Below are 22327 nucleotides of genomic sequence, written 5' to 3'. Positions count from 1 at the left end.
GCCGAGCGCCTGTACCGCGAACTCGCCGGCGAGTTCGCGGTACAGGCGCTCGGCCGTGCCGTTCTGGCCGCTGCTTTCGAGTGCCCGTGCCCGCCAGTAGCGCCAGCCTGCCTGTGCGGCCTGCGCGGCCGGCATGTGTTCGATCGAGCGCAGCACCAGGGGCCAGTCGCCCTGGGCGAGACCGAGGCGCGCGCGCCATTCCCGGATCGAGTCATCCTCGCGGCTGCTGCCGAGGGCATCGAGCCGGCGCAGCGCATCGGGGTGGCGGCGCGCGGCGAGCAGCACCGCCAGCCGGCGCTCGAGCGGCAGCAGTTGCTCATCGGCGATGAGGCCGCGACGGCGGATCTCGTCGAAGGCCGGCGCGGCCTCGGCGCTGTTGCGCTCGATCCAGCGCGCCAGCCCCCAGGTGACGATGCCGGCACCGCGGTCACTGCCGGCCATCTGCAGATCCGGAGCCTGCAGGATCAGGGCCGGGTTCTGGTCAACCTGCAGCCAGAGCCGTGCCCAGGCCTGATCGGCCGGTTCGAGCCAGGTCTGCACCGGACGGGCGGCTGCCGGGTTGCGGGCGCCCATCAAGGCGGCGAAGCGCTGCCAGGCGAGGGCCGGCGTCAGCCCGCCCTGACTGGCCCAGGCCTGCACCGGCCGGTCACAGGCGGCCGGCAGCGGCTGTTCGCGCAGCCACAGCGCCTGGAAGTTGTTGAGCGCGACATCGGGGCGGTCGCGATTCAGCAGGGCCGTGCGGTACAGGCAGTCGAGCTCGGGATCCGGGCCGGGGCGGTAATCGGCGATCACGTCGTCCCAGCGCGACTGCTCGGCCAGCGCCCGCAGCCAGGCGCCACGCAGGCGGGCGGCGGCCGGCACGTCGGCCCACTGGCTCAGGAACTGGCGGATCTCGGCGCTGGAGGCCGTGGCGAGGTTCTGGCCGAGTTCCCGGGCACGCAGATAGGGGTAGAGCGGATAGTCGCGCAACTGCGGCGACAGGGTGCGCATGCGCGTGCGATCGCCGGCGGCGAGGGCACGCTCGGCGTCGAGGTAGCTCTGGCGCTGGGCGGCGAGGGCGGTTTCGCTGAGCGGCGCGGCCGCGGCCGGATCTGCGGCGATCGGTGCGGTGAGGGCGAGCAGCAGCGCGACCGGCAGGCCGCGCAGGCGGGTGGGGAACACGACGGAGGACTCAGTATTCGCGGCGGTAACGGTCGTAGAGATCGAGCACGCGCGCGACGTAGACGCGGGTTTCCTCGATCGGCGGCACGGCGTACCCGTTGCGGATCACGGTGTTCTCGCCGGCGTTGTACGCAGCGATCGCCAGGGTCATCTGCTGGAACTGGTCGAGCAGCAGGCGCAGGTAACGGGCTCCGCCATGCAGGTTCTCGGTCGGATCGAAGGCATCGCTGACGCCGAAACGCCTGGCGGTCGCCGGCATCAGCTGCATCAGGCCCATGGCGCCGGCACGCGACACGGCCAGCGGATCGTAGGCGGATTCGGCGGTGATCACCGCATGCAGCAGCGCCGGTTCGAGCCGGTACTGGGCTGCGACGGCATGGATGGCCGGGCTGTAGAGCTTGCGGCGGGCCGAGCTTGCGACGCGCGTGGTCGGCAGATGACCGAGGCTGACGCCGGGCGGCAGCTGGGCGGTCGCCGGCCGATAGTCGGACGGTGCGTCGGGGCGATTGGCGTAGCTCGGCGTCGCCATCGTCACGCGGTAGCGCGAGTCGCCGTCACAGACGTTGCTGATGTGCAGCACGCCCTGGGCGTCGCGATAGGAGCAGATGTCGGCCGCTGCCGGCAGGGCACACAGACTGCCGAGACACAGGAAAAGTATCCGGTGCTGCATGGTGCGAGGTTCATCCGGCTGCGACGTTTGCCGCGGACGGGTGTCCGGGGCGCCGTCTATTCTGGTCGGGGCGCCCGGCGGGGGGCCGGGGCTACGGCAGCAGCAAAGTACTGGATGGCGGCAGCGGACACAACCGTCTGTCGCCATTGAGGTTCGGGCGCCGTTCATTTCCTCTGAGGGTCCGCGTCCCCGGCGGGCCATGGCGGACAGCGATGTTCAGAACCGCGGAACTCGATCATTCCCTGGACAAGACCGAATACCTGCGCCGTGAGGCCGAGCTGCGTCAGGAGCTGCTGACGCTGCAGGGCGAACTGCGCGAGGCGGATTTTCCGGTCCTGCTGGTCTTCGCCGGCGTCGACGGTGCCGGCAAGGGGGAGACCGTCAACCAGCTCAACGAATGGCTGGACACGCGCCTGCTGCTGACGCGCGCCTTCGACCAGCCTTCGGACGAGGAGCGCGAACGGCCGCTGTACTGGCGCTACTGGCGCGAGCTGCCGGCGCGCGGGCGCATCGGCATGTACCTCAGTTCGTGGTACTCGGCGCCGCTGCTCGATCGGGTCTACGAGCGCATCGGTGTCGAGACCTTCGACGAGCGCCTCGACCGCATCCGCAACTTCGAGGAAGCCATCGCGCACGACGGGGCGCTGATCCTGAAGTTCTGGATGCATCTTTCGGCACCGGCGCAGGAGAAGCGGCTGAAGAAGCTCGAAAGGGACCCGCTGCTGAAATGGCGGGTCACGGCCCGCGACTGGGAGCACTGGCGCCTGTACCCGCGCTTCATCGCCGCTGCCGAGCGGGCGCTGATGCGCACCGGCACCGGCGATGCGCCGTGGAAGATCGTCGAGGGGTTCGACGAGCGCTACCGCATCGTCACGGTCGCGACCATCCTGCGGGATGCGATCCGCCGCCGGCTCGCCGAGCGGCGCCTGCTGCACGAAGTCGTGCAGCAGGTGAACGATGGCGGCGGCGAGACGCTGCAGGCGCTGGTCGAGGGCAGCGCCGTGCTGCCCGGACAGCCGACCGTGCTCGATTCCCTCGATCTCGGCAAGGCCTTGCCGAAAGCCGAGTACCGCGAACGCCTGCTGAAGCTGCAGGGACGCCTCAACCGCCTGCAGCGCCGGGCGCGCGAGCGCGGCGTATCGACGGTGCTGGTGTTCGAGGGCTGGGATGCTGCCGGCAAGGGCGGTGCGATCCGGCGCATCACCAGCGCCATCGATGCACGCGACTATCAGGTCGTGCAGGTCGCCAAGCCGACCGACGAGGAGGCCGCGCGGCATTATCTGTGGCGGTTCTGGCGGTACATGAGCCGCGCCGGGCGCATGACCATCTTCGACCGCTCCTGGTACGGCCGCGTGCTGGTCGAGCGCGTCGAGGGCTTCGCCCGACCGGCGGAGTGGCGGCGCGCCTACGCCGAGATCAACGACTTCGAGGATCACCTGCTCGAACACGGCATCGTGCTGGTGAAATTCTGGCTGCATCTGAGCCGCGGGGAGCAGCAGCGGCGCTTCGAGACACGGGCCGCGACGCCGTGGAAGTCCTGGAAGCTCACCGACGAGGACTGGCGCAATCGTGAGCGCTGGCAGGACTACGAGCATGCCGTCAACGACATGGTCGAGCACACCAGTACCCGCCAGGCGCCGTGGGTGCTGGTCGAGGCCGAGGACAAGTACCACGCGCGCGTCTGTGTGCTCGAACACGTCTGCGAGCATCTCGAACGCGGTCTCAAGCGCGCCGCCCGGCGCAACGGGACTTCGGCCGGCTGAGGAGGCCGGCCGGGCTCCGGCGCGGGCCGGCCAGAAAAAAGCCCCGCTGCAGAGGGGCTTGACTGGCTACGACCCGTGCCGCAGCAGCGATCAGTCGTCGCTGCCGAGAAAGCCGAGCAGCTGCAGCAGGCTCGTGAACAGGTTGAAGATGTCCAGATACAGCGCGACGGTCGCCATGATGTAGTTGGTCTCGCCGCCGTGCAGGATCGAACTGGTGTCGTACAGGATGAAGCCCGACATCAGCATCACGACCATCGCCGAAACCGCAACGTGCAGGCCCGGCACGGAGAAGAACATCGCCGCGAGGCTCGCGACCAGCGCGACGATCAGGCCGACGAACAGGAAGCCGCCCATGAAGCTGAAGTCTCGGCGCGACACCAGCACGTAGGCCGACAGCGACAGGAAGATCAGGCCGGTCAGGCCCATCGCCCCCATGACCAGTTCGCCGCCGCCCGGCAGCGCCAGGTAACGCGACAGCACCGGGCCGAGCGTGTAGCCCATGAAGCCGGTGAACGCGAACACCGAGGCCAGGCCCCAGGCGCTGTTGCGCAGCTTCATCGTCAGGAACAGCAGGCCGAACATCCCGACCAGCATCAGCAGCCAGTGCATCGGCGGCGCCTGCGTGACGACGGCGAAACCGGCGGTGGCGGCGCTGAACAGCAGCGTCATCGACAGCAGCAGGTAGGTGTTGCGCAGGACGCGATGGCCCTGCACCGTGGACGGCGCACCGGTGCGGGCGCCGACCGGCAGCGGTTGATACGAGTTCATCGTCGGTGACCTCCGGGGATGATCGACGTGGCAATGGACCGGCCGGACAGCGACCGGTTCCAGCGACACATTGATATTACCTGTAAGAAAAAGGTCTGCAAGTCCGGAAACCTTGCGATTCTTAATCAAGGTTAAGAATTGTCTGAGCTGCGAGTCCGAAGCGCGGCTGCAGACCGATGCCCTGCCAGGAGCCAGCATAGACGGCTGGTCCACGTACCTGATCGGAAGCTGCCATGTCGATTCACGGAAGAATGCAGGCCCTGCTGGCCGGCCTGCTGCTGATTGCCAGCAACGGGGCATGGGCGCAGGTGTTCAAGTGCGTCGATGCCGCCGGCCTGACGAGCTACAGCCAGACGCCCTGTACCGCCGATGCCCGGGAAGTCGGCCGCTGGCAGGGCCGGGTCGGCGCGGTGATGATTCCGGCGGGGGCCGCGGCCGTCACGATGCGCCCGGTCGACGTGAACCGCACGAAGCTGCCGGTGCAGGCTCCTTCGCAGCCGTGAGGCGCTGCCCTCAGGGCAGGTGCGGGCGGGCCAGAAATTCCTTGGACTGCATCTCCTGCAGCCGGCTGACCGTGCGCTGGTACTCGAACTTCAGCTTCTCGCCGGTGTAGATCGCTTCGCACGGAGCGGCCGCGGCGAGGATCAGCTTGACGTTGCGGTCGTAGAACTCGTCGACGAGGTTCAGGAAGCGCCGCGCGGCGTTTTCCATGGTCCAGTCCAGCACCGGCACCCGGCCGATCAGCACGGTGTGGAACTGCCGGGCGATCTCGATGTAATCGTTCTGCGAGCGCGGCCCGTCGCAGATTTCCGCGAAGTCGAACCAGACCACGCCGTCGGCCAGTTCGCGCGTGCGCAGGAAGCGACCCTCGATCTCCAGCCGGGCATTGTGCTGGCCCGGCTCCGGGGCCAGGGAGCGGAAGGTCTCGGCCAGCACGGTCTCGGCGCGCGCATCGAGCGGGTGGTGGTAGATCTCGGCGCGCTCCAGATAGCGCAGCCGGTAATCGGTGCCGCCATCGACGTTGACGACTTCGCAGTGCGTCTTCAGCAGCTCGATCGCCGGCAGGAAGCGCGCGCGCTGCAGGCCGTCCCTGTACAGCAGGTCGGGCGGGATGTTGGTGGTCGTGACCAGCACCACGCCGCGCTCGAACAGCGCCGCGAGCAGGCCGTGCAGCAGCATCGCGTCGGTGATGTCGGCGACGAAGAACTCGTCGAGACAGAGCACGCGCAGGTTCTCGGCAAGCTGCGCGGCGACGATCTTCAGCGGATCCTGCTGGTGTTTCACGTCCTTCAGCCGCGCATGCACCATCTGCATGAAGCGATGGAAGTGCAGGCGCTGCTTCTCGCGAAACGGCAGCGTGTCGTAGAAGGTGTCGACCAGATAGGTCTTGCCGCGCCCGACTCCGCCCCAGAAGTACAGGCCGCGGATCGCCGGCGCGGTCGGCGCATCGGTTTCCCGGCTCTTGCCGAGCAGCTTGCCGAACAGGCCGCCGCCGCTGCGCACCGGCACGGCCGCAGGCTGCGGCCGGGCGATCAGGGCATCGTGCAGCTTCTGCAGCAGGCGCACGGCGTGTTCCTGGGCCGGATCGTGCGCGAAGCCCGGGCGCTTCAGGTCCTGCTGGTAACGGGAGTACGGCATGGCGATGGCTCGGACGGCAGGGATGCGGCAGTGCGGCATTGTGCGCAGCCGCCAGGGGCAGCGGCAAGTCAGGCCGGGGGGCTGCGACGCGGCAGATAGCGGGTCCAGTCGTGGCCGGCGTCGCCGAAGGCCAGGAAATCCGGGTTGATCAGCGTGTGCCGGGCGTTGTAGCGCAGTGGCCGGCGTGCGCCGTCGCAGAGCCCGCCGCCGGCTTCCTCCAGCAGGATCTGCGAGGCTGCCGTGTCCCATTCGCTGGTCGGGCCGAAGCGCGGATAGACGTCGGCCTCGCCCTCGGCGATCAGGCAGGCCTTCAGCGCGCTGCCGATGCCGCGGTAGACGTGCTCGCCGAGGTAGCCGAGATAGGTCTGCAGCAGGTGGCCGGTATGCCGGCGCGAGCCGGCGACGCGCACCGGCCCGCTGCCGAGCGCCCGGCAGCGGATCGGCACCGGTGTGCTGCCCGGCACGAGCTTCCAGGCGCCGCCGCCGCGCCAGGCCCAGTAGGCCGCGCCGCTGACCGGCATCAGGATCAGTCCGAACACCGGGAGGTGGTCTTCGACCAGCGCGATGTTGATCGAGAACTCGCCGCTGCGGGCGACGAACTCGCGCGTGCCGTCGAGCGGATCGACGAGCCACAGCCGTGGCCAGCCCAGCCGCTGCGGGTGTTCGTCGGGCGCTGATTCCTCGGACAGCACGGGGATGTCCGGCGTCAGGCGTGCAAGGCCTTCGCAGAGCACGGCGTGCGCGGCGAGGTCGGCCGCCGTGACCGGCGTGCGGTCGGACTTCAGGTGAATCGCGAAGTCGGAGGCATAGATGCGCAGGATTTCGCCGGCGGCCCGCATGGCCAGCGCCAGCACCGGTTCGGCGAGGGCGGCGAGAGCGGTATCCATCGGCTGGGCCGGCCGGGTGCTCAGCGCGCCGCGGCGAGTGCCGCGCGCGCCAGAAACAGCGCGGCGATCGAGCGGGCCTCGGTGAAATCGGGCCGCGCGAGCAGCGCATCGAGCTCCGACAGCCGCCACGGCACCACCTCGATCGCTTCGGGCTCGTCGCCGGGGCGGGTTTCCGGATAGAGGTCCTCGGCGAGCACGAGGTGCGTGACGTGCGCGAAGTAGCCGGGGGCGATGGTCGCCGAGCGCAGCAGCGTCAGCCGGCGCGCGCCGTGGCCGACTTCCTCCATGATCTCGCGGTTGGCGGCGGCGAGCGGGTCTTCGCCGGCCTCGACGACGCCCTTCGGGCAGCCGAGTTCGTAGCGGTGCGTGCCGGCGGCGTATTCGCGCACCAGCAGGCAGGTGTCGGCGTCGAGCATCGGCACGATCAGCACCGAGCCGTGACCACCGCTCGGCACGCGTTCGAATTCGACCTCGACACCGTTGGCGAAGCGCAGGTCGACCTTCTCGACCCGGAACAGACGCGAGCGGGCGACCGTTTCGGTCGCGAGGATTTCGGGGAGCGGGCGCATGGCGGCGATTGTCGGTCGCGGCCGCGACGACGACAAGCGGGCTGCGCACGTCATAATCGGGCGGACGCCCCCTGCCTGCCCCCGGAGGCACCCGATGGCAAGCCCGCCGTGGACCCGCATCGACACCGTGCTGCTCGACATGGACGGCACGCTGCTCGACCTGCGTTTCGACAACCATTTCTGGCTCGAACACCTGCCGGCGCGCTGGGCCGCGCTGCACGGCCGTGAGCCGGCCGCGGCCCGCGAGGAACTGCTGGCGCGCTACCGCGAGGTCGAGGGCACGCTGGCCTGGTACTGCGTCGAGCACTGGTCGCGGGCGCTCGCCGTCGACGTGGTCGAGCTGAAGCGCGAGGTCGAGCACCTGATCCGCTTCCTGCCGGATTCGCTCGATTTCCTCGCGGCGCTGCGCCAGGCCGGCAAGCGCGTCGTGCTCGCGACCAACGCCCATCCGTACAGTCTGGCGCTGAAGGCCGAGAAGACCGGTCTCGGCGGGCATTTCGACGTGCTGGTCAGCGCGCACGAATTCGGCGTGCCGAAGGAACACCCGAAATTCTGGGCCAGCCTGCAGGCGCGCATCGGCTACGACCCGCCGCGCACGCTGTTCCTCGACGACAGCCTGCCGATCCTGCGCGCCGCGCGTGACTACGGGCACATCGGCCATCTGGTGTCGATGCTGCGCCCGGACAGCGCGCAGCCGCTGCGCGCGCGCGCCGAGTTCGCAGCCGTGCTGAGGCTCGGCGAGCTGCTGCCGGTGCTGCCCTCCGGGGAATGAGGCCGGGTCTGCCGGGGCCCGGAAACGCGCGACGGCGCGGGGGAGCGCGCCGTCGCGGGTTCAGACAAGCCGGGGGCGGATGGATCAGGCCATCAGCGCACGCCGCGCTTGCGGGCCGGAGCAGCGGCGGTGCGCGGCGGGTCGGCCATCGCGATCAGCTCGGCCGGTGTTGCCGGCTGACCGGCGGCGGCCAGCCGCGCGAGCGTCTGATCGGGCACCCAGACCGTCGCGCCGGCCGGCAGCATCGCCCGGCCGCCGAGGGCGGCCGGCGACCAGCCCGGGTTCAGCGCCGAGAGCTGCTCGACCGACAGGCCGTAGTAGCTTGCCAGATGCGGCGCCGAAGTCGGGTGATCGAGCACGACGTTCTCGCGCGGCACCTGGATGCCGCGGGCCGGCGTCACGACCGTGCGTCCGGCGAGTTCGCGGGCGGCCAGGAACTGCGCGTAGAAGTTGCGCGACGCGAAGCCGAAGGCCTTGCCGTCGTAGTCCCAGACGATGCGGCCGATGTCGGCACCGTGCAGGCTGCGCGCTTTGGCCAGTCCGCCGACGCCGTGGTTGTACGAGGTGATCGCGAGTCCCCAGTCGCCGAGCCGGCTGTAGGCATCGGCGAGATAGCGCGCCGCACCCTGCGCGGCCACCAGCGGATCGAGCCGCTCGTCGGTGGCCGTGTGCACGACCATGTAGCTCTTCGCCGTCGAGGGCATGAACTGGAAGATGCCGGCGGCGCCGACCGAGGAGCGGGCGCTGGCCTGGAACGAGGATTCGACGTGCGGCAGGTAGGCGAGGTCCCCGGGGACGCCGGCCGACTGGAAGATCTCGCGGAAGCGCTGGTCGTAGCGTGCGCCGATCTCCAGGCCGCGCGCGAAGCGCTCGCGGATGCCGCGCTGCGCGCGCAGCCGCTCGGCGGCACCGATGACGCCGGCCTCGCCGGCGCTGCTGGCGACGATGCGCTCGCGCAGGCGCTTTTCATCGGCGTTCAGCGATTCGCCGGCGAGCTGCTTGCGTTCGAGTTCGCGCAACTGCGCCTGCAGGCCGTCACGACGGGCGCGCAGCACGGACTTGTCATCGGTGCTCAGCCCCTCGCGCGCGCCGCCGGGCAGGTCGACGATCTCGTAGACCAGATCGAGATAGCGCTCGTCGTGCAGCGCGTACTGGCCGAGGCTCCAGCTGCCGTAGACCTGCTTCCAGAATTCGACCGGCGCGCGCAGGTTCTCGGGCGCCGGGAACGGCCCCTGGCGCACGTACGGGCCGCTCGGCTTCGGATCGACGCTGGCGCAGGCCGCAAGCACGCAGAGAGCCGCTGCCGCGAGCAGGCGGCGGACCGGACGGGTGTGATGCATCGGAAAACCCCCTGAAGATCCCCTCGGTCGCCGGGGCACCGGTGACCGCCCGAATTCTGGATTCGTGACCGCGATTTATAGAGGCAGCAGGCCGGCCCCGGCAAGCCGCGTTGTACGACCGATGCCGGGGGCACGCGCAGGCTTCAGCGCGGCTCGTCGAGGTTCCAGTTGCCGATGTCGGCGTCGATGCCTTCACCGCCCGGGTGGCCGTCGCCGCCGAGCGAGTAGATGTCGATCGGACCGTGCTGGCCGGGGTTGGCATACAGGTAGAAACGGTTCCACGGATCCTTCGGCACCTGCGGCAGATAGGGGCCGTGCCAGTTCATCGACTCGGCAGCCTCGGCCGGCTTGTGCGCGAGGGCTTCGAGGCCGACGGCGGTCGCCGGGTAGCGGCCGGTGTCCTTCTTGTAGCGGTTCAGGGCTTCCTGCAGCGTGCGGATCTCGGCGCGCGCGGCGCGCTGGCGCTTCTCGTCGGGCCGCTCCATGACCCGCGGCACGATCAGCGCGGCGGCCACAAGCAGGATGATCAGCACGGCGAGCGACTCGATGAGCGTGAAGCCGAAGCTGCTGCTGCGGCGACGAAGGCGGGTGGGCATGCGCGGGGCGGTCCTGCTGGGGCGTGGGCGGGGGATCATAGCAACCGCGCGAAACGCGCGGCAGCGTCCGCGTGAGGACCGCGCACCCGGCCGGGCGTTCCCGTCATCGCCGGGTCATGCGCCTGCAAGACGGGCGCAACCGCAGCGCAAGCAGGCTGCAAGAAGCACTGCCCAGACTCGCCGGCCATCGTCCAGAGGCCGCCGCGGAGTCCGCCGCCATGCTTGCGCATCCCGTCCCGTCGCCATCCATCGCCACCGAAGCCGTCGTCGCGCCGCTGGCCGAAGCCCGGCGCGCGCCACGCCTGAGCGTGCAGCTCGCCGTGAGCGAGGCCGAAGTGCGCGAAGCGCAGCGGCTGCGCCATGCGATCTTCGTCGAGGAGATGGGCGCGCGCCTGCACAACACGCTGCCCGGCCATGACGACGACGCCTTCGATCCGCACTGCCGGCACCTGCTGGTGCGCGAGACGGCGGGCGGGCGGCTGATCGGCTGCACGCGGCTGCTGACCGATACCGCGGCGCGCGCCGCCGGCGGGTTCTACTCGGAGACGGAATTCGAGCTGGGGCCGGTACGCGGGCTCGCCGGACGCATCGCCGAGATCGGCCGCACCTGCGTGCACCGCGAGCACCGCAACGGCGCGACGATCGCGACGCTGTGGGCCGGCATCGCCGGTTTCGTCGCCGAACATGAGGTCCGGTATCTGATCGGCTGTGCGAGCGTGCCGCTCGCCGAGGACATGGCGCAGCGCGTGTTCTCGGAGCTGGCCGCGCAGCACCTGACCGAAGACACGCTGCGCGTGCGCCCGCGCCAGCCGCTGCCGCGGCGTGATCTCGATGCGCGCGGCAGGGCCGTGCTGCCGCCGCTGCTGAAGGCTTATCTGCGCGTCGGTGCACGCATCGCCGGCGAGCCCTGCGTCGATGCGGATTTCGGCTGCGCCGATCTGTTCATCCTGCTCGACACCGTGCAGCTCGAACGCCGCTACGCCCGCCACTTCCTGGATCGTCCGCAGTGAGCGCGGCCGGGCTGATGCGTGTGCTGCGCCGGGCCTGGCGGCTGCCGCTGCTGATCCTGCTGCTCGGGCTCGGCTGCGCGATCGCCGCCTGCCTGCCGGGCGGCGCCGGGCGGGTGCCGTCTCCGGCGCCGATGGTGTGGTGGAGCCGCCGGCTGTGCCGGCTGCTCGGCGTGCGCATCGTCTGTCACGGCACGCCGCTCGCCGGCCGGGCGCTGTTCGTGGCCAACCATGTGTCCTGGCTCGACATCATGGTGCTCGCCGCGGTCTGTCCGACGCATTTCCTCGCCAAGTCCGAGGTGGCCGGCTGGCCGCTGTTCGGCTGGCTGTGCCGGCGTGTCGGCACGGCCTTCATCCGCCGCGGGGCCGGGGACGGCGCGCAGGCGGCGGCTGCAGAACTGGTCTGGCGGCTGCAGCGCCACGACGGCCGCGTGCTGGTATTCCCCGAGGGCACCTCGACCGACGGCCGCGGCGTGCGCCGCTTCCATGCGCGGCTGCTGCAGGCGGCCGAGCGCGCGCAGTGCCCGGTGCAGGCGCTGGCGCTGCGCTATCCGGTCGCCGGGGGCGGCACGCATCCGGCCGTGCCCTTCATCGGCGACGACGAACTGCTCGCGCATCTGTGGCGGCTGCTCGGCGAGCGGCGCATCGAGGCCGAGGTGAGCTGCCTCGCGCCGCTGCCGGCCGGCATCGGCCGTGACGCGCTGGCCCGGCGCAGCCACGCGCAGATCGCCGCGGTGCTGGCCGGCGACGATCCGCAGCCCCGGCGCGCCATCGGCTGAAATCCGCTCGCCGGCTTCAGGCGCCGGCGAGCGTCACGTACACGTCGTAGCGCGTGTTCGGGCTTGCGATCACATGCGAGGGTGCCCGCCCGGTCAGCGGCGGCGCGCCCTTCGGCCGCTTGACGACGACGCGGCGCAGCGCGACCGCCAGCGCCGGGGCGAGCAGCGCATCGGCATCCAGATCGTCGCCGACCACGGCGCGGAAGGCGCGCATCTCCTTCTTCACCAGCGCCGACTGTTCGCGGTGCGGATACATCGGGTCGAGGTAGATCACCTCGGGCCGCTGCGCCGGCGCGGCCTGCGCTTGCTGCGCGGCTGCCTGCAGCCAGGCGCTGCCGTCGGCGTGGACCAGCTGCACGCGCTCGCGCACCCAGGAACCGATGCCGGTGTCGGCGGCGGCGCGGGCGATGCCGTCATCGAGCAGCGCGCACACCACCGGGCTGCGCTCGACCAGCGTCACCCGGCAGCCGAGCGCGGCGAGCACGCAGGCATCGCGCCCGAGTCCGGCGGTCAGGTCGGCGACCGCCGGACAGGCGCCGCCCTTGAGTCCGATCGCCCGCGCCAGCGGCTGGCCGCGGCCGCCGCCGAAGCGCAGCCGGTGTCCGAGCGCACCGCCGGTCCAGTCGACTTGCACCGGTCCGGGCGCGTCCGCACCGCGACCGAGCAGTGCGAGCCCGGTCGCGTCGAGCCGCAGCCAGTACGTTCCGTACAGCGCGTCGATGTCCGCCAGCACGGGCAGGCCGTAGCGCGCGGCAAGTCCGGCAGCCTCGGCGTGACGGGCGGGGTCGGTGCAGACGAGCGGCAGGAGGGCTGGCATGGCGGACGTGGGGCGAGGCTTTGCGTGGACGGGCCGCAGGCGCGTGCGGCGCGGAAAACAAAAAGGCGGAGGACGCGAACGTCCTCCGCCCCCGTTTCACCGGTGCGTGCGGATCAGATGCGCACCTTCACGAAGGAGCCCGGGGCATCCTCGATCGGCGTGAGCTTGCCGCCGCCCGGCTGGCGCGCCGGCACCTTCTCGCCGACCATCGGCTCGACCCAGGTCTTCCAGTGATTCCACCACGAGCCGTCGTGCTGCTCGGCCCCGGCCAGCCAGTCGCCGGCGTTCGGCGGCAGCTTGTCGTTGGTCTGGAAGCCGTACTTCTTGGAGGTCGCCGGATTGATGACGCCGGCGATGTGGCCGGAGCCGCCGAGCACGAACTTGACCGGGCCGCCGAGCAGCTGCGTGCCCTTGTAGGTCGAGGTCCACGGCGCGATGTGGTCTTCCTTGGTGGACAGGAAGAACACCGGCGTCTTGATCTTGGCGAGATCGATCGGCTGGCCGAGCAGCGTGATGCCGCCGGCATCCTTGAGCTTGTTGTTCAGGTACATGTTGCGCAGGTAGAAGCTGTGCATCTTGCGCGGCATGCGGGTCGAATCGGAGTTCCAGTACAGCAGGTCGAAGGCCATGGGGTCCTTGCCCATGAGGTAGTTGTTGACGACGAACGACCAGATCAGGTCGTTGGCGCGCAGCATGTTGAACACGCCGGACATCGCCGTGCCTTCGAGATAGCCCTTCTCCTCCATGTGCTTCTCGATCAGCTCGATCTGTTCCTCGTCGATGAACACCTCCAGCTCGCCCGGCTCGCTGAAGTCGAGCATGGTCGTGAAGCAGGTCGCGGCCTTGATGCGGTTGTCACGCTTGGCGGCGAGATACGCCAGCGTCGACATCAGCAGCGTGCCGCCGAGGCAGTACGAGGCGGCGACCACCTCCTTCTCGCCGGTGGCCTCGCGGATCGCGTCGAGCGCGGCCAGCGTGCCTTCCTTCAGGTAGTCCTCGAAGTTCTTGTCGGCGAGGGTCTCGTCGGGGTTGACCCACGAGATCGTGAACACCGTGAAGCCCTGATCCACCGCCCACTTGATGAAGGAGTTCTTCGGGCCGAGGTCGAGGATGTAGTACTTGTTGATCCACGGCGGCACGATCAGCAGCGGCTTCTGATAGACCTCTTCCGTGGTCGGCGTGTACTGGATCAGCTGCATCAGCGGCGTCTGGAACACGACCTTGCCCGGCGTCGCCGCGACGTTCTTGCCCGGCTCGAAGGCTTCGAGGTCGGTCATGCGCACGCGCAGCTTGCCCTTGCCGCGATCGAGGTCCTCCAGCAGGTTCGCGAGGCCCTTGATGAGGTTCTCGCCGCCGGATTCGAGGGTTTCCTTGACCACGCGCGGGTTGGTCAGCGCGAAGTTCGTCGGCGCCAGGGCATCGATGTACTGGCGCGTGTAGAACTCGACGCGCTGCGCGGTCTTGGTGTCGAGACCCTCGACGCCGGTCGCGGTCTTGTGGATCGTGCGCGCGGCGAGCAGGTAGCTCTGCTTGATGAAGTCGAACACCGCGTTCTCGACCCAGGCCTCGTCCTTGAAGCGCTTGTCATCGGGCGCGGGCTTGACCACCGGTTCGACGGTCTCGCCGGCGAGGCGCCGCGTCGTCGCCTGCACGACGTTCAGGTATTCCTGCCAGAAGTTCATCTGCGCTTCGATGATCTTCGCCGGATCGGCCAGCAGCTTCTGCGACAGCTCCAGAAACGACTTGGCGACGATGCCCGGGTCCGGCACCTGGAAGTTGTCGCGGGCCGCGAACTCCTGCACGAGGCTCTGGCTGCGCTCGGCGATCTTGCCGAGGTTCTCCGCGAGCTTCTGCGTGTCGGGCAGGTTGACGTTCGGGAGATTGAACGGAGGCGTGTTGCTGTCGGCCATGAAGGCGCTCCCTGGTGGTGGATTCGCCGGTCACGGCCGGCGCTGTCATCGTGGAAAGCCGGGCGGGCACGCCCCGGACGGGCAGGGGGTGCTGCGGCGGGGCCGTACATTAAGCCTTCGCACCGCATCGCGGAATACGCAGCGGGTGCAGGTTTGCCCGAGGCCGGGCATTGTGGAACCATGCCGCACGAAGATTTCGGCAGGTGATCCGGTGATGGCGACGGGCGGGTTCGAGGGCGTAAGGCGGGGCTGGCTGCTGGCCGTGCTGGTCGCGGCGCTGCCGCTGGCACAGGCGGACGAAGTCGAGGATCGCGTCGGCCGCGGGCTGGCGGCGTATCGCAAGGGTCAGTACGCCGAGGCGCTGCAGGCGCTGGCCGTCGCGAGCAGCGCCGTGCAGGCGAAGCTCGCCGGCGAATACCGCAACCTGCTGCCGCCGGCGCCGGCTGGCTGGGAAGCCGAGGATGCCGAGGTCCGCGCCATCACCGTGCCTGCTGCCGACGGTGGCAGCGGCGTGCAGCTGAGCCGGCGCTACTTCCGCGAGGAAGAGGAACTCGCGCTCGAGGTCGCCGTCGATTCGCCGCTGATCGCCGGGCTGGACCTGATGCTGTCCGATCCGAAGCTGCTCGCCAGCGACCCGGCCGTGCGCCCGTACCGCATCGGCGACAATCGCGGCCTGATCCGCCGCCACGGTGACGATCTCGAAGTGTCGGTGATGGTCGGGCGGCGCGTGCTGGTGCGCGTCAGCGGCAGCAACCTCAAGGAAGACGCCGAAGCCGAGTCGCTGCTGTCGTCGATCGACTTCGCCGGCCTGTCGCAGCGGTTGCTGAACTGACAGCCCTTCAGGCCCAGCGCTGCGGCGCGCCGAGCGCCTCGCCCTGGCCGTGGCCGATGCCGAGCGCCTGCAGCGCGGCGAGCTGTGCTGCCGTCTCCACCGACTCGGCGATGACCGGCAGCGCCAGCGCCTGTCCCAGCGCCGCGATCGCCGCGACGAAACCCTGCTCGATGCGCCCCCCGGGCAGGGCGCGCACCAGCGCGCCGTCGAGCTTCAGGCCATCGGCCTGCAGCGTCCGCCACGCCGCCGGAGCCGCGAGTCCGAGCCCGACGTCGTCGATCAGCACGCGGCAGCCGAGCGCCCGCAGTCCGGCCATGGTCGTCCCGATCGCCGGCTGACCGGCAAGCGCATCGCGGGCATTCACGTCGAACGCGAGGCGGCCGGCGGCAACCCCGGTGGCCGCCAGGCGCGCGCGCAGGTGCGGCAGATATTCATCATCGGCGAGGCTCGCGCTGCCGAGGTTCAGCACGTAGCGGTGCGTATCGCCGGGGCGGGTCGCCAGGGTGTCGAGCACGATGCCGAGCGCGGCCCGATCCAGCGCCGCCGCGAGCTGCAGGCGCTCGGCCGCATCGAGGAAGGCTCCGGGGCGCAGCTCGCCGAGTTCGGGATCGAGCAGGCGCAGGAACAGCTCGGCATCGGCCGGCGCCGGTGCGCCCCCGCCGGTCAAGGGCCGGATCGGCTGCGCGTACAGCGCCAGGCGCCGGTCATGGATCGCCGCACGCAGCCGGGTTCCCCAGTCGCTGCCGGCCACCGGCGCTGCCGCGACCGTGGCCTCGGGGGCGTGCAGCCGCCAGCAGTCGCGCCCGGCGAGCTTGGCCGCGTAGCAGGCGGCATCGGCACCGGCCAGGGCTTCGGCCGTGCCCGGATAGCGGCCGTCGAGCGCGGCAAGCCCGATGCTGACGCCGACCGCGTACTGCTGGCCCTGCCAGTCGAGCCGGAAGTCGCGCACGGCCGCGAGCATTTTTTCGGCGACGCGCTCGCCGTGGGCGGCCGGACAGCCGTCGAGCAGCACGGCGAATTCATCGCCCCCGAGCCGGGCGAGGGTGTCGGAGCCGCGGATCTGGGCCGCGAGCACGATGGCGAGCCCGCGCAGCAGCGCATCGCCGGCGGCATGACCGCCGCCGTCGTTGACCTGCTTGAAGCGGTCGAGGTCCATGAACATCAGCACGTGCGGGCGGCCGTCGTCGATGCGCTGCGCGACGCGCTGTTCGAACTCGCTGCGGTTGACGAGGCCGGTCAGCGGATCGTGCGCGGCCCGGTGCGACAGGCTGCGCGTCAGCTCGCGCTGGCGCGCCACGTCGCGACAGACCAGCACCGCCCCGCCGGGCTCGCCATTCTCGCCGGCGAGGATCGGGGTCAGCGACCACGCCACCGGGATGCGCTCGCCGTCGCCGCGCACGAACAGGGCCTCCTCGTCACGCCAGGTTTCGCCGCGCGCGAGCAGGCCGGCGTAGTCGGGCGGCTCGACCCCGGGGCCGAGCAGCAGCGGCAGCAGCGGCCGGCCGCCGAGCGCCTCCTGCGGCCGGCCGAGCAGCTGCACGGCGGCCGGGTTCACCAGCGTCGCGCAGCCGCTGCGATCGAGCACGCACAGGCCGTCGGCGATCGAGTTCAGCACCGTCAGCAGCGTGTTGCGCTCGGCGCCGGCGCGCAGCGCCGGACTGGCACCGAGCCGGGCGAGCTCGGCGTAGACCTGCTCGATGGTGTGGTCGAAATGCCGCTGTTCCTCGTCCCAGGCCGTGAAGTGACGGCTCAGGCCCTCGGTCAGCCGCTGCCAGAGGGCTGCCGGCACCGGTCCGCGCGCCTCGCGCAGGCCGATGCGCTCGAGCTCGGCGAGCAGCCGCGGATGCAGCGGGCGGGGCGGCGGATGGGTGCGCACGGGATGAGGCCGGAACCGGGAAGCGAGGCGCGGCTAGTGCAGCCGCCCGCCCGGTCCGCCGATGGCGATCGCGCGCCCGGGCGAGGCGTGATGCAGCACCATGCGCCAGTGGCCGTCGCTGCCGCGCCGGTAGACGTTGGTGGCCAGCACCGGCTGCGCCGGCTGCTCGTCGGCATCGAGCACGGTGATGTGCTCCTGCACGAGGCGCACGCGCAGTTCACCGCCGTCGAGCTCGCGCACGCTGCCGATCGTGAAGCGCAGGCGCGTGCCGCTGCCGAAGATGCGCTTCCAGCCTTCGAGCACCTGCGGCCGGCCCTGCAGGCGCGGCCCGAGCGGATGCACGCAGGTGCAGGCCTCGCCGGGCTCCCAGACGCGGCGCATGCCGTCGAGATCGGCGGCTTCGATGGCAGCGTAGAAGGCGAATTCGGTGGCTTCCGGACTCGGGAAACCGTGGTCGTCGTCGGAGCTGCTGCGGTCGGGAGGCGAGGGTGGGTTCATGGCCGCAGGACGATACGGACTCGCCACGCCGGCGCCAAGCGCCGGTGCCCGGATTTTGCGTCGTGCCGGTGCCGTATCGCTGCCGCGGTGCCGCCGCAGCGGTGGCGGCGGCACCTCGTCTGCCTGCACGGCAGCGTCGGCGGCACGCACCTCTGGCGCCATGATGTGCGTATGTAGCTGATCCGGAAGGCTTCGCCGGTGGGCGGCCGCGCCGCTTGCGGGCGTTGCGCATCATCCGGAAACCTGTGCAAACGGCGGCTGCACCAGATGAAAAGCCGGTATACTCGCGCGCCTTGTCACGCCCGTGGCACACGTGTCCCGGGCCGATCCTGCCAGAGAACGCCATCTCCCGTGAGCACCCGTCAGAACAGTTACACCTACGAAGAACTCCTCGCCTGTGGTCGCGGCGAGCTGTTCGGCCCCGGCAACGCCCAGCTGCCGCTGCCGCAGATGCTGATGGTCGATCGCATCCTCAGCATCACCGAGGACGGTGGCGAATTCGGCAAGGGCCAGATCATCGCCGAGCTCGACGTGCGCCCCGACCTCTGGTTCTTCGGCTGCCACTTCACCGGCGATCCGGTCATGCCGGGCTGCCTGGGGCTCGATGCCATGTGGCAGCTGGTCGGTTTTTACCTCGGCTGGATGGGCGGACCGGGCCGCGGCCGGGCGCTTGGCTGCGGCGAGGTCAAGTTCTCGGGTCAGGTGCTGCCGAGCGCGAAGGTGATCACCTATCGCATCAGCATGAAGCGCGTGATCCTGCGCAAGCTGGTCATGGGCATCGCCGATGCCGTCATGGAGGTCGACGGCCGCCCGATCTACTCCGGCAAGGATCTGCGGGTCGGGCTGTTCACTTCCACCGACGGCTTCTGAGGGGGCTGCCATGCGTCGCGTCGTCGTCACCGGCATCGGTATCGTTTCGAGCATCGGCGTCAACCGCCACGAGGTGCTCGCCGCGCTGCGCGAGGGCCGAAGCGGCATCGAGTTCAGCGAGCGCTACCGGGAGCTGGGCCTGCGCTCGCAGGTCCACGGTCCGATCCGCATCGAGAAGGAGGCGCTGATCGACCGCAAGGTCCTGCGCTTCATGGGCGATGCGGCCGCGTTCAACTACCTGGCGATGCGCGAGGCGATCGAGGATGCCGGCCTGCCGCCCGGAGTGGTCTCGAACGAGCGCACCGGCCTGATCGTCGGCTCCGGCGGCGGCTCGCCGGAACACCAGGTCGATGCCGTCGACCTGCTGCGCACCAAGGGCGTGCGCCGCGTCGGGCCGTACATGGTCACGCGCACGATGAGCAACACGACCTCGGCGTGCCTGGCAACGCCGTTTCGCATCCGCGGCGTCAACTATTCGATCAGCTCGGCCTGCGCGACCAGCGCGCACTGCATCGGCAATGCCGCCGAACTGATCCAGTGGGGCAAGCAGGACGTGATGTTCGCCGGCGGCGGCGAGGAAGTGCATGCGAACATGACCGTGCTGTTCGACGCCATGGGCGCGCTGTCCTCGAAGTACAACGACACGCCGACGCGCGCCTCGCGCGCCTACGATGCCGATCGTGACGGGTTCGTGATCTCCGGCGGCGGTGGTGTCGTCGTGCTCGAAGCCCTCGATCACGCACTGGCACGCGGCGCGAAAATCTACGCCGAGATCACCGGCTACGGTGCGACTTCCGACGGCTACGACATGGTCGCCCCGTCCGGCGAGGGCGCGGTGCGCTGCATGCGTCAGGCGATGGCAACCTGCCCGACGCCGATCGACTACATCAACGCCCACGGCACCTCGACCCCGCTCGGTGACACACGCGAGCTCGATGCGGTGCGCGAGACCTTCGCCGGCGGTCGCGTGCCGTACATCAGCTCGACGAAGTCGCTGACCGGGCACGCGCTCGGGGCCGCCGGCGTCAACGAGGCGATCTATTCGCTGCTGATGCTGGAGCACGACTTCGTCGCCGCCTCCGCCAACATCGAGCGGCTGGACCCGCAGGCCGAAGGTCTGCCGATCGCGCTCGAACGCATCGACAACGCCGGGCTGAACACGGTGATGTCGAACAGCTTCGGGTTCGGCGGCACCAACGCGACGCTGATCATGAGCAGGTATCGCGGCTGAAGCCCGTCAGCTGCCATCCGTGCGAGGGCGGCGTCCGTTTAGGGACGTCGCCTTTTTCATTCATGCAGGCCGCTGCCAGGGGAGGGCAGGGTGGAGAAGCCGGTCAGGTCGGCGGGGGAACAGGTCAGGCCCGGCAGGGAACGGCCCCGGATCGCCGGGAAGCCGTCACCGGTTTGGCGGGGGCAGACCGGCGCGGGGCCGGAACACCCGGACGTGGCCGCGCAACCGGGCAGGCAGGGCTCACCGGCAGGGATCAGAAGCGTTCGAGCCGGGCGGCCACGCTGCCGATCAGCGTATCCAGCCCCGACAGCGCGCGCAGTGGATCGGGCCAGTCGGGGTTCGAGGCGCGCAGCACCCGCCGGTCGCCCTCGACGATCAGCTCGCGCAGCACCGGTTCGGTGGCGCCGCCCGGCAGCACCAGCACGATGCCGCCATGCACCGGCGGCCGGTCAGGGTCGATGTAGACGAGTTCGCCTTCGAGCAGGCGGGGCGCCATGCTGCAGCCGCGCACGCGCAGCACGAACGCGGCGGGTCCGAGCGGCACCGGCGACGGCAGCCATTCCTCGGCGCCGACCCGGTAGGCGTTGCGGCCGATGTCGGGCCAGCGTGCTGCGGTGCTCCAGTCGATCAGCGGGTAATCGCTGCGGCCTTCGCCGGCGGCGAGTTCATCGGGGCGCATGGCGCCGACTCCCGTGACCAGCCACTCGACGTTGACGGCGAGCGCACGTGCGGCCGCCACGAGGTTTTCGGGGCGCAAGCCCTTCGATTCCCCGCTTTCCCATTGCGAGACGGCCGCACGGCTGACGCCGACGGATTCGCCCAGCCTGAGCTGTGACCATCCCCTGGCCTCCCGTGCTTCCCGGATGCGTTGTCCAAGTGTTGTTCCCATGGTGCGGCATGCTACTGCCGTACCCGGGCAGGCATGCTTGATCCGGATGTCAAGCATGCTTACCATCCTAGCGAAATTTCCGGAGCCGGACCAGTCTCCGGCATCCACAACAACATCATCTGCACAGGGAGGTGTGCCATCGACTTTCCATCCATCTCCGTCTTCTGGTTCTGGCCTTACCTGATGCTGTCGCTCGGCAGCTCGGTGCTGCTGGTCGGCTGTCTGATGCTGCGGGTGGCCTGGCGTGAACACATGCCGGCGCACTACCGCCTGCTCGGCGGGATCGCAGTCCTGGCCGGTCTGGCGATCCTGCTTTGCGCCGGCTGGCTGGGGATCAGGGGCTGCTGAGTCCGCTGCAGCGCAGTTCGGCCACCGTTTCACGGTCGCCGCAGACGTATGCAAGCTGACCGTAGCGGAGTGCAAGCCGGTGTGCGAGTGCCGCATCCAGCCCCGGCACCAGCCAGGCCGGCTCCGGCGGCCAGGCGGCATCGGCCGGCAGACCGTGGCCGCTCCAGCCCGGCCGCCCGAGCCGCGCGAGCAGTCGTCCGAAGTGCAGGTGCCGCCTGCGGTTGTGCGCATCATCGAGCAGCTGCGCCCGCGGATTGCAGGCACCGATGTATACCCAGCGGTCGTGGCCGCACCGTGCCAGCTCGCGATCGAGGACCGGATGCCGCTTGCCGATGCGGATCTCGACCGGACCGAACGGCGTCAGCGCCGTGTAGCGGGTCGCCAGAAACGCCTGCAGCAGCGCCCCGGACAGCGCAAGGGCCGGGGGCGGACTCATGCCCGATCACCCGGCCCGGCACTGGCCGTGGACCCGGGCTCGGCGTAGCTTCGTGCCGGTAGCGGATCACTGGGGGCATCGGCATGCAGGGTGAAATCCGGATCAGCCGCGAACAGGCCGTGCTCTGCCTGCGCGTGCATCGGCCCGGGCGGCGCAACGCCCTGACCAACGAACTGTATGGCGCGCTCGCCGATGCGATCCTCGGCGCGCAGGACGACCCGGCCGTGCGTGTGCTGCTGATCACCGGCGGCGAGGACTGCTTCACGGCCGGCAATGATCTCGGCGAATTCGCGGCCGGTCCGCCGGCCGACACCGATGCACCGGTGTTCCGTTTCCTGAGCGCCCTGGTCGCCTGCGAGAAGCCGCTGGTTGCGGCCGTCTGCGGCGTGGCGGTCGGCATCGGCACAACGCTGCTCTGCCATTGCGATCTCGTCTACGCCGCGCAGGATGCCCGCTTCCAGCTGCCGTTCGTCAGCCTCGGCCTCTGTCCGGAAGCGGCTTCCAGCCTGCTGCTGCCGCGGCTTGCCGGCCACGCGCGTGCCTCCGAGTGGCTGCTGCTCGGCGAGCCGTTCGGGGCCGCGGCCGCGCAGGCGGCGGGGCTGGTCAACGAGGTGCTGCCTGCCGGTGAAGTCCTGCCCATGCGCCGGCGATTCGGCTTGCTGGGTAACAC

23 protein-coding genes and 1 pseudogene are annotated in these 22327 nt (G+C 70.3%); 10 read left to right on the top strand and 14 right to left on the bottom strand.

The window, feature by feature from the left end:
- Both PKE44_RS03220 and PKE44_RS03215 read right to left on the bottom strand, forming a co-directional pair.
- Positions 1-1161, bottom strand: a pseudogene (locus PKE44_RS03220) (hypothetical protein); the annotation flags it as partial.
- 10 nt (positions 1162-1171) lie between these two features.
- On the bottom strand, positions 1172-1831 hold the full coding sequence (locus PKE44_RS03215; RefSeq protein WP_324548228.1) for a lytic transglycosylase domain-containing protein: 660 nt from the start codon (positions 1829-1831) through the stop codon (positions 1172-1174).
- Positions 1832-2043: 212 nt separating this feature from the next.
- Between PKE44_RS03215 and pap the strand changes: the two genes are divergently transcribed.
- On the top strand, positions 2044-3594 hold the full coding sequence (gene pap, locus PKE44_RS03210; protein ID WP_324548227.1) for a polyphosphate:AMP phosphotransferase: 1551 nt from the start codon (positions 2044-2046) through the stop codon (positions 3592-3594).
- Between the two features lie 90 nt (positions 3595-3684).
- Here the strand turns inward: pap and PKE44_RS03205 are convergent, their stop codons facing one another.
- Positions 3685-4362, bottom strand: a complete 678-nt coding sequence (locus tag PKE44_RS03205; protein ID WP_324548226.1) for a Bax inhibitor-1/YccA family protein — start codon at positions 4360-4362, stop codon at positions 3685-3687.
- Positions 4363-4595: 233 nt separating this feature from the next.
- On the opposite strand from PKE44_RS03205, the gene PKE44_RS03200 reads away from it, so the two are divergent.
- Positions 4596-4865, top strand: a complete 270-nt coding sequence (locus tag PKE44_RS03200; RefSeq protein WP_324548225.1) for a DUF4124 domain-containing protein — start codon at positions 4596-4598, stop codon at positions 4863-4865.
- Positions 4866-4875: 10 nt separating this feature from the next.
- Here the strand turns inward: PKE44_RS03200 and zapE are convergent, their stop codons facing one another.
- From zapE to nudE, 3 genes are all read right to left on the bottom strand, one after another.
- Entirely contained in the window at positions 4876-6000 is a 1125-nt protein-coding gene (zapE, locus tag PKE44_RS03195) for a cell division protein ZapE (RefSeq protein ID WP_324548224.1), read from the bottom strand.
- A gap of 68 nt (positions 6001-6068) precedes the next feature.
- Positions 6069-6887 carry a 3'(2'),5'-bisphosphate nucleotidase CysQ gene (cysQ, locus tag PKE44_RS03190; protein ID WP_324548223.1) on the bottom strand — a complete coding sequence of 273 codons (819 nt, stop codon included), beginning with the start codon at positions 6885-6887 and terminating at the stop codon, positions 6069-6071.
- 20 nt (positions 6888-6907) lie between these two features.
- Positions 6908-7456, bottom strand: a complete 549-nt coding sequence (gene nudE, locus PKE44_RS03185) for an ADP compounds hydrolase NudE (protein WP_324548222.1) — start codon at positions 7454-7456, stop codon at positions 6908-6910.
- A gap of 94 nt (positions 7457-7550) precedes the next feature.
- On the opposite strand from nudE, the gene yrfG reads away from it, so the two are divergent.
- A complete protein-coding gene (yrfG, locus tag PKE44_RS03180) occupies positions 7551-8228 on the top strand; it encodes a GMP/IMP nucleotidase (RefSeq protein ID WP_324548221.1) in 678 nt (225 codons plus the stop codon).
- 92 nt (positions 8229-8320) lie between these two features.
- On the opposite strand, the gene PKE44_RS03175 is transcribed toward yrfG, so the two are convergent.
- Together PKE44_RS03175 and gspG are read right to left on the bottom strand one after the other, a co-directional pair.
- Positions 8321-9568, bottom strand: coding sequence for a lytic transglycosylase domain-containing protein (locus PKE44_RS03175; RefSeq protein WP_324548220.1), 1248 nt, complete (start codon positions 9566-9568; stop codon positions 8321-8323).
- A gap of 143 nt (positions 9569-9711) precedes the next feature.
- Positions 9712-10164 (bottom strand): type II secretion system major pseudopilin GspG, encoded by a 453-nt coding sequence (gene gspG / locus PKE44_RS03170; protein ID WP_324548219.1) that lies wholly within the window; start codon positions 10162-10164, stop codon positions 9712-9714.
- 218 nt (positions 10165-10382) lie between these two features.
- Here gspG and PKE44_RS03165 point away from each other — a divergent pair, with 218 nt between their 5' ends.
- Both PKE44_RS03165 and PKE44_RS03160 read left to right on the top strand, forming a co-directional pair.
- Complete coding sequence (locus tag PKE44_RS03165; protein WP_324548218.1) at positions 10383-11174, top strand: GNAT family N-acyltransferase; 792 nt, start codon at positions 10383-10385, stop codon at positions 11172-11174.
- Positions 11171-11950, top strand: coding sequence for a lysophospholipid acyltransferase family protein (locus PKE44_RS03160; protein ID WP_324548217.1), 780 nt, complete (start codon positions 11171-11173; stop codon positions 11948-11950). The genes PKE44_RS03165 and PKE44_RS03160 overlap by 4 nt, the downstream gene beginning before the upstream one ends.
- Before the next feature lie 16 nt (positions 11951-11966).
- Here PKE44_RS03160 and PKE44_RS03155 read toward each other — a convergent pair whose 3' ends face one another.
- Complete coding sequence (locus PKE44_RS03155) at positions 11967-12767, bottom strand: class I SAM-dependent methyltransferase (RefSeq protein WP_324548215.1); 801 nt, start codon at positions 12765-12767, stop codon at positions 11967-11969.
- A gap of 113 nt (positions 12768-12880) precedes the next feature.
- Entirely contained in the window at positions 12881-14677 is a 1797-nt protein-coding gene (gene phaC, locus PKE44_RS03150; protein WP_324548214.1) for a class I poly(R)-hydroxyalkanoic acid synthase, read from the bottom strand.
- 214 nt (positions 14678-14891) lie between these two features.
- On the opposite strand from phaC, the gene PKE44_RS03145 reads away from it, so the two are divergent.
- Positions 14892-15509, top strand: coding sequence for a hypothetical protein (locus PKE44_RS03145; protein ID WP_324548213.1), 618 nt, complete (start codon positions 14892-14894; stop codon positions 15507-15509).
- 7 nt (positions 15510-15516) lie between these two features.
- On the opposite strand, the gene PKE44_RS03140 is transcribed toward PKE44_RS03145, so the two are convergent.
- Both PKE44_RS03140 and PKE44_RS03135 read right to left on the bottom strand, forming a co-directional pair.
- Positions 15517-17385: an EAL domain-containing protein gene (locus PKE44_RS03140; protein ID WP_324548212.1), complete on the bottom strand. Its 1869-nt coding sequence runs from the start codon at positions 17383-17385 to the stop codon at positions 15517-15519.
- Positions 17386-17418: 33 nt separating this feature from the next.
- Positions 17419-17883: a nuclear transport factor 2 family protein gene (locus PKE44_RS03135; RefSeq protein ID WP_324548211.1), complete on the bottom strand. Its 465-nt coding sequence runs from the start codon at positions 17881-17883 to the stop codon at positions 17419-17421.
- Positions 17884-18234: 351 nt separating this feature from the next.
- On the opposite strand from PKE44_RS03135, the gene fabA reads away from it, so the two are divergent.
- Together fabA and fabB are read left to right on the top strand one after the other, a co-directional pair.
- The gene (fabA, locus tag PKE44_RS03130; RefSeq protein ID WP_324548210.1) at positions 18235-18753 is read left to right on the top strand and encodes a 3-hydroxyacyl-[acyl-carrier-protein] dehydratase FabA; all 519 of its coding nucleotides are present in this window, start codon (positions 18235-18237) and stop codon (positions 18751-18753) included.
- Positions 18754-18763: 10 nt separating this feature from the next.
- Positions 18764-19984, top strand: coding sequence for a beta-ketoacyl-ACP synthase I (gene fabB / locus PKE44_RS03125; protein WP_324548209.1), 1221 nt, complete (start codon positions 18764-18766; stop codon positions 19982-19984).
- Between the two features lie 253 nt (positions 19985-20237).
- Here the strand turns inward: fabB and PKE44_RS03120 are convergent, their stop codons facing one another.
- Entirely contained in the window at positions 20238-20873 is a 636-nt protein-coding gene (locus tag PKE44_RS03120) for an XRE family transcriptional regulator (protein WP_324548208.1), read from the bottom strand.
- A gap of 33 nt (positions 20874-20906) precedes the next feature.
- Here PKE44_RS03120 and PKE44_RS03115 point away from each other — a divergent pair, with 33 nt between their 5' ends.
- A complete protein-coding gene (locus PKE44_RS03115) occupies positions 20907-21221 on the top strand; it encodes a hypothetical protein (RefSeq protein WP_324548207.1) in 315 nt (104 codons plus the stop codon).
- On the opposite strand, the gene PKE44_RS03110 is transcribed toward PKE44_RS03115, so the two are convergent.
- Positions 21208-21657 carry a DUF3293 domain-containing protein gene (locus tag PKE44_RS03110; RefSeq protein ID WP_324548206.1) on the bottom strand — a complete coding sequence of 150 codons (450 nt, stop codon included), beginning with the start codon at positions 21655-21657 and terminating at the stop codon, positions 21208-21210. The genes PKE44_RS03115 and PKE44_RS03110 overlap by 14 nt on opposite strands.
- Positions 21658-21740: 83 nt before the next feature.
- Between PKE44_RS03110 and PKE44_RS03105 the strand changes: the two genes are divergently transcribed.
- Positions 21741-22327: enoyl-CoA hydratase-related protein (locus tag PKE44_RS03105; protein ID WP_324548205.1), on the top strand; the 587-nt coding region annotated here is incomplete at its 3' end.

The organism is Plasticicumulans sp., from assembly GCF_035331805.1.
Classification (GTDB): Bacteria; Pseudomonadota; Gammaproteobacteria; order Competibacterales; family Competibacteraceae; genus Plasticicumulans.
Note: the sequence above shows the minus strand (reverse complement) of the source record. Positions and strands in the feature narration are given on the sequence as shown.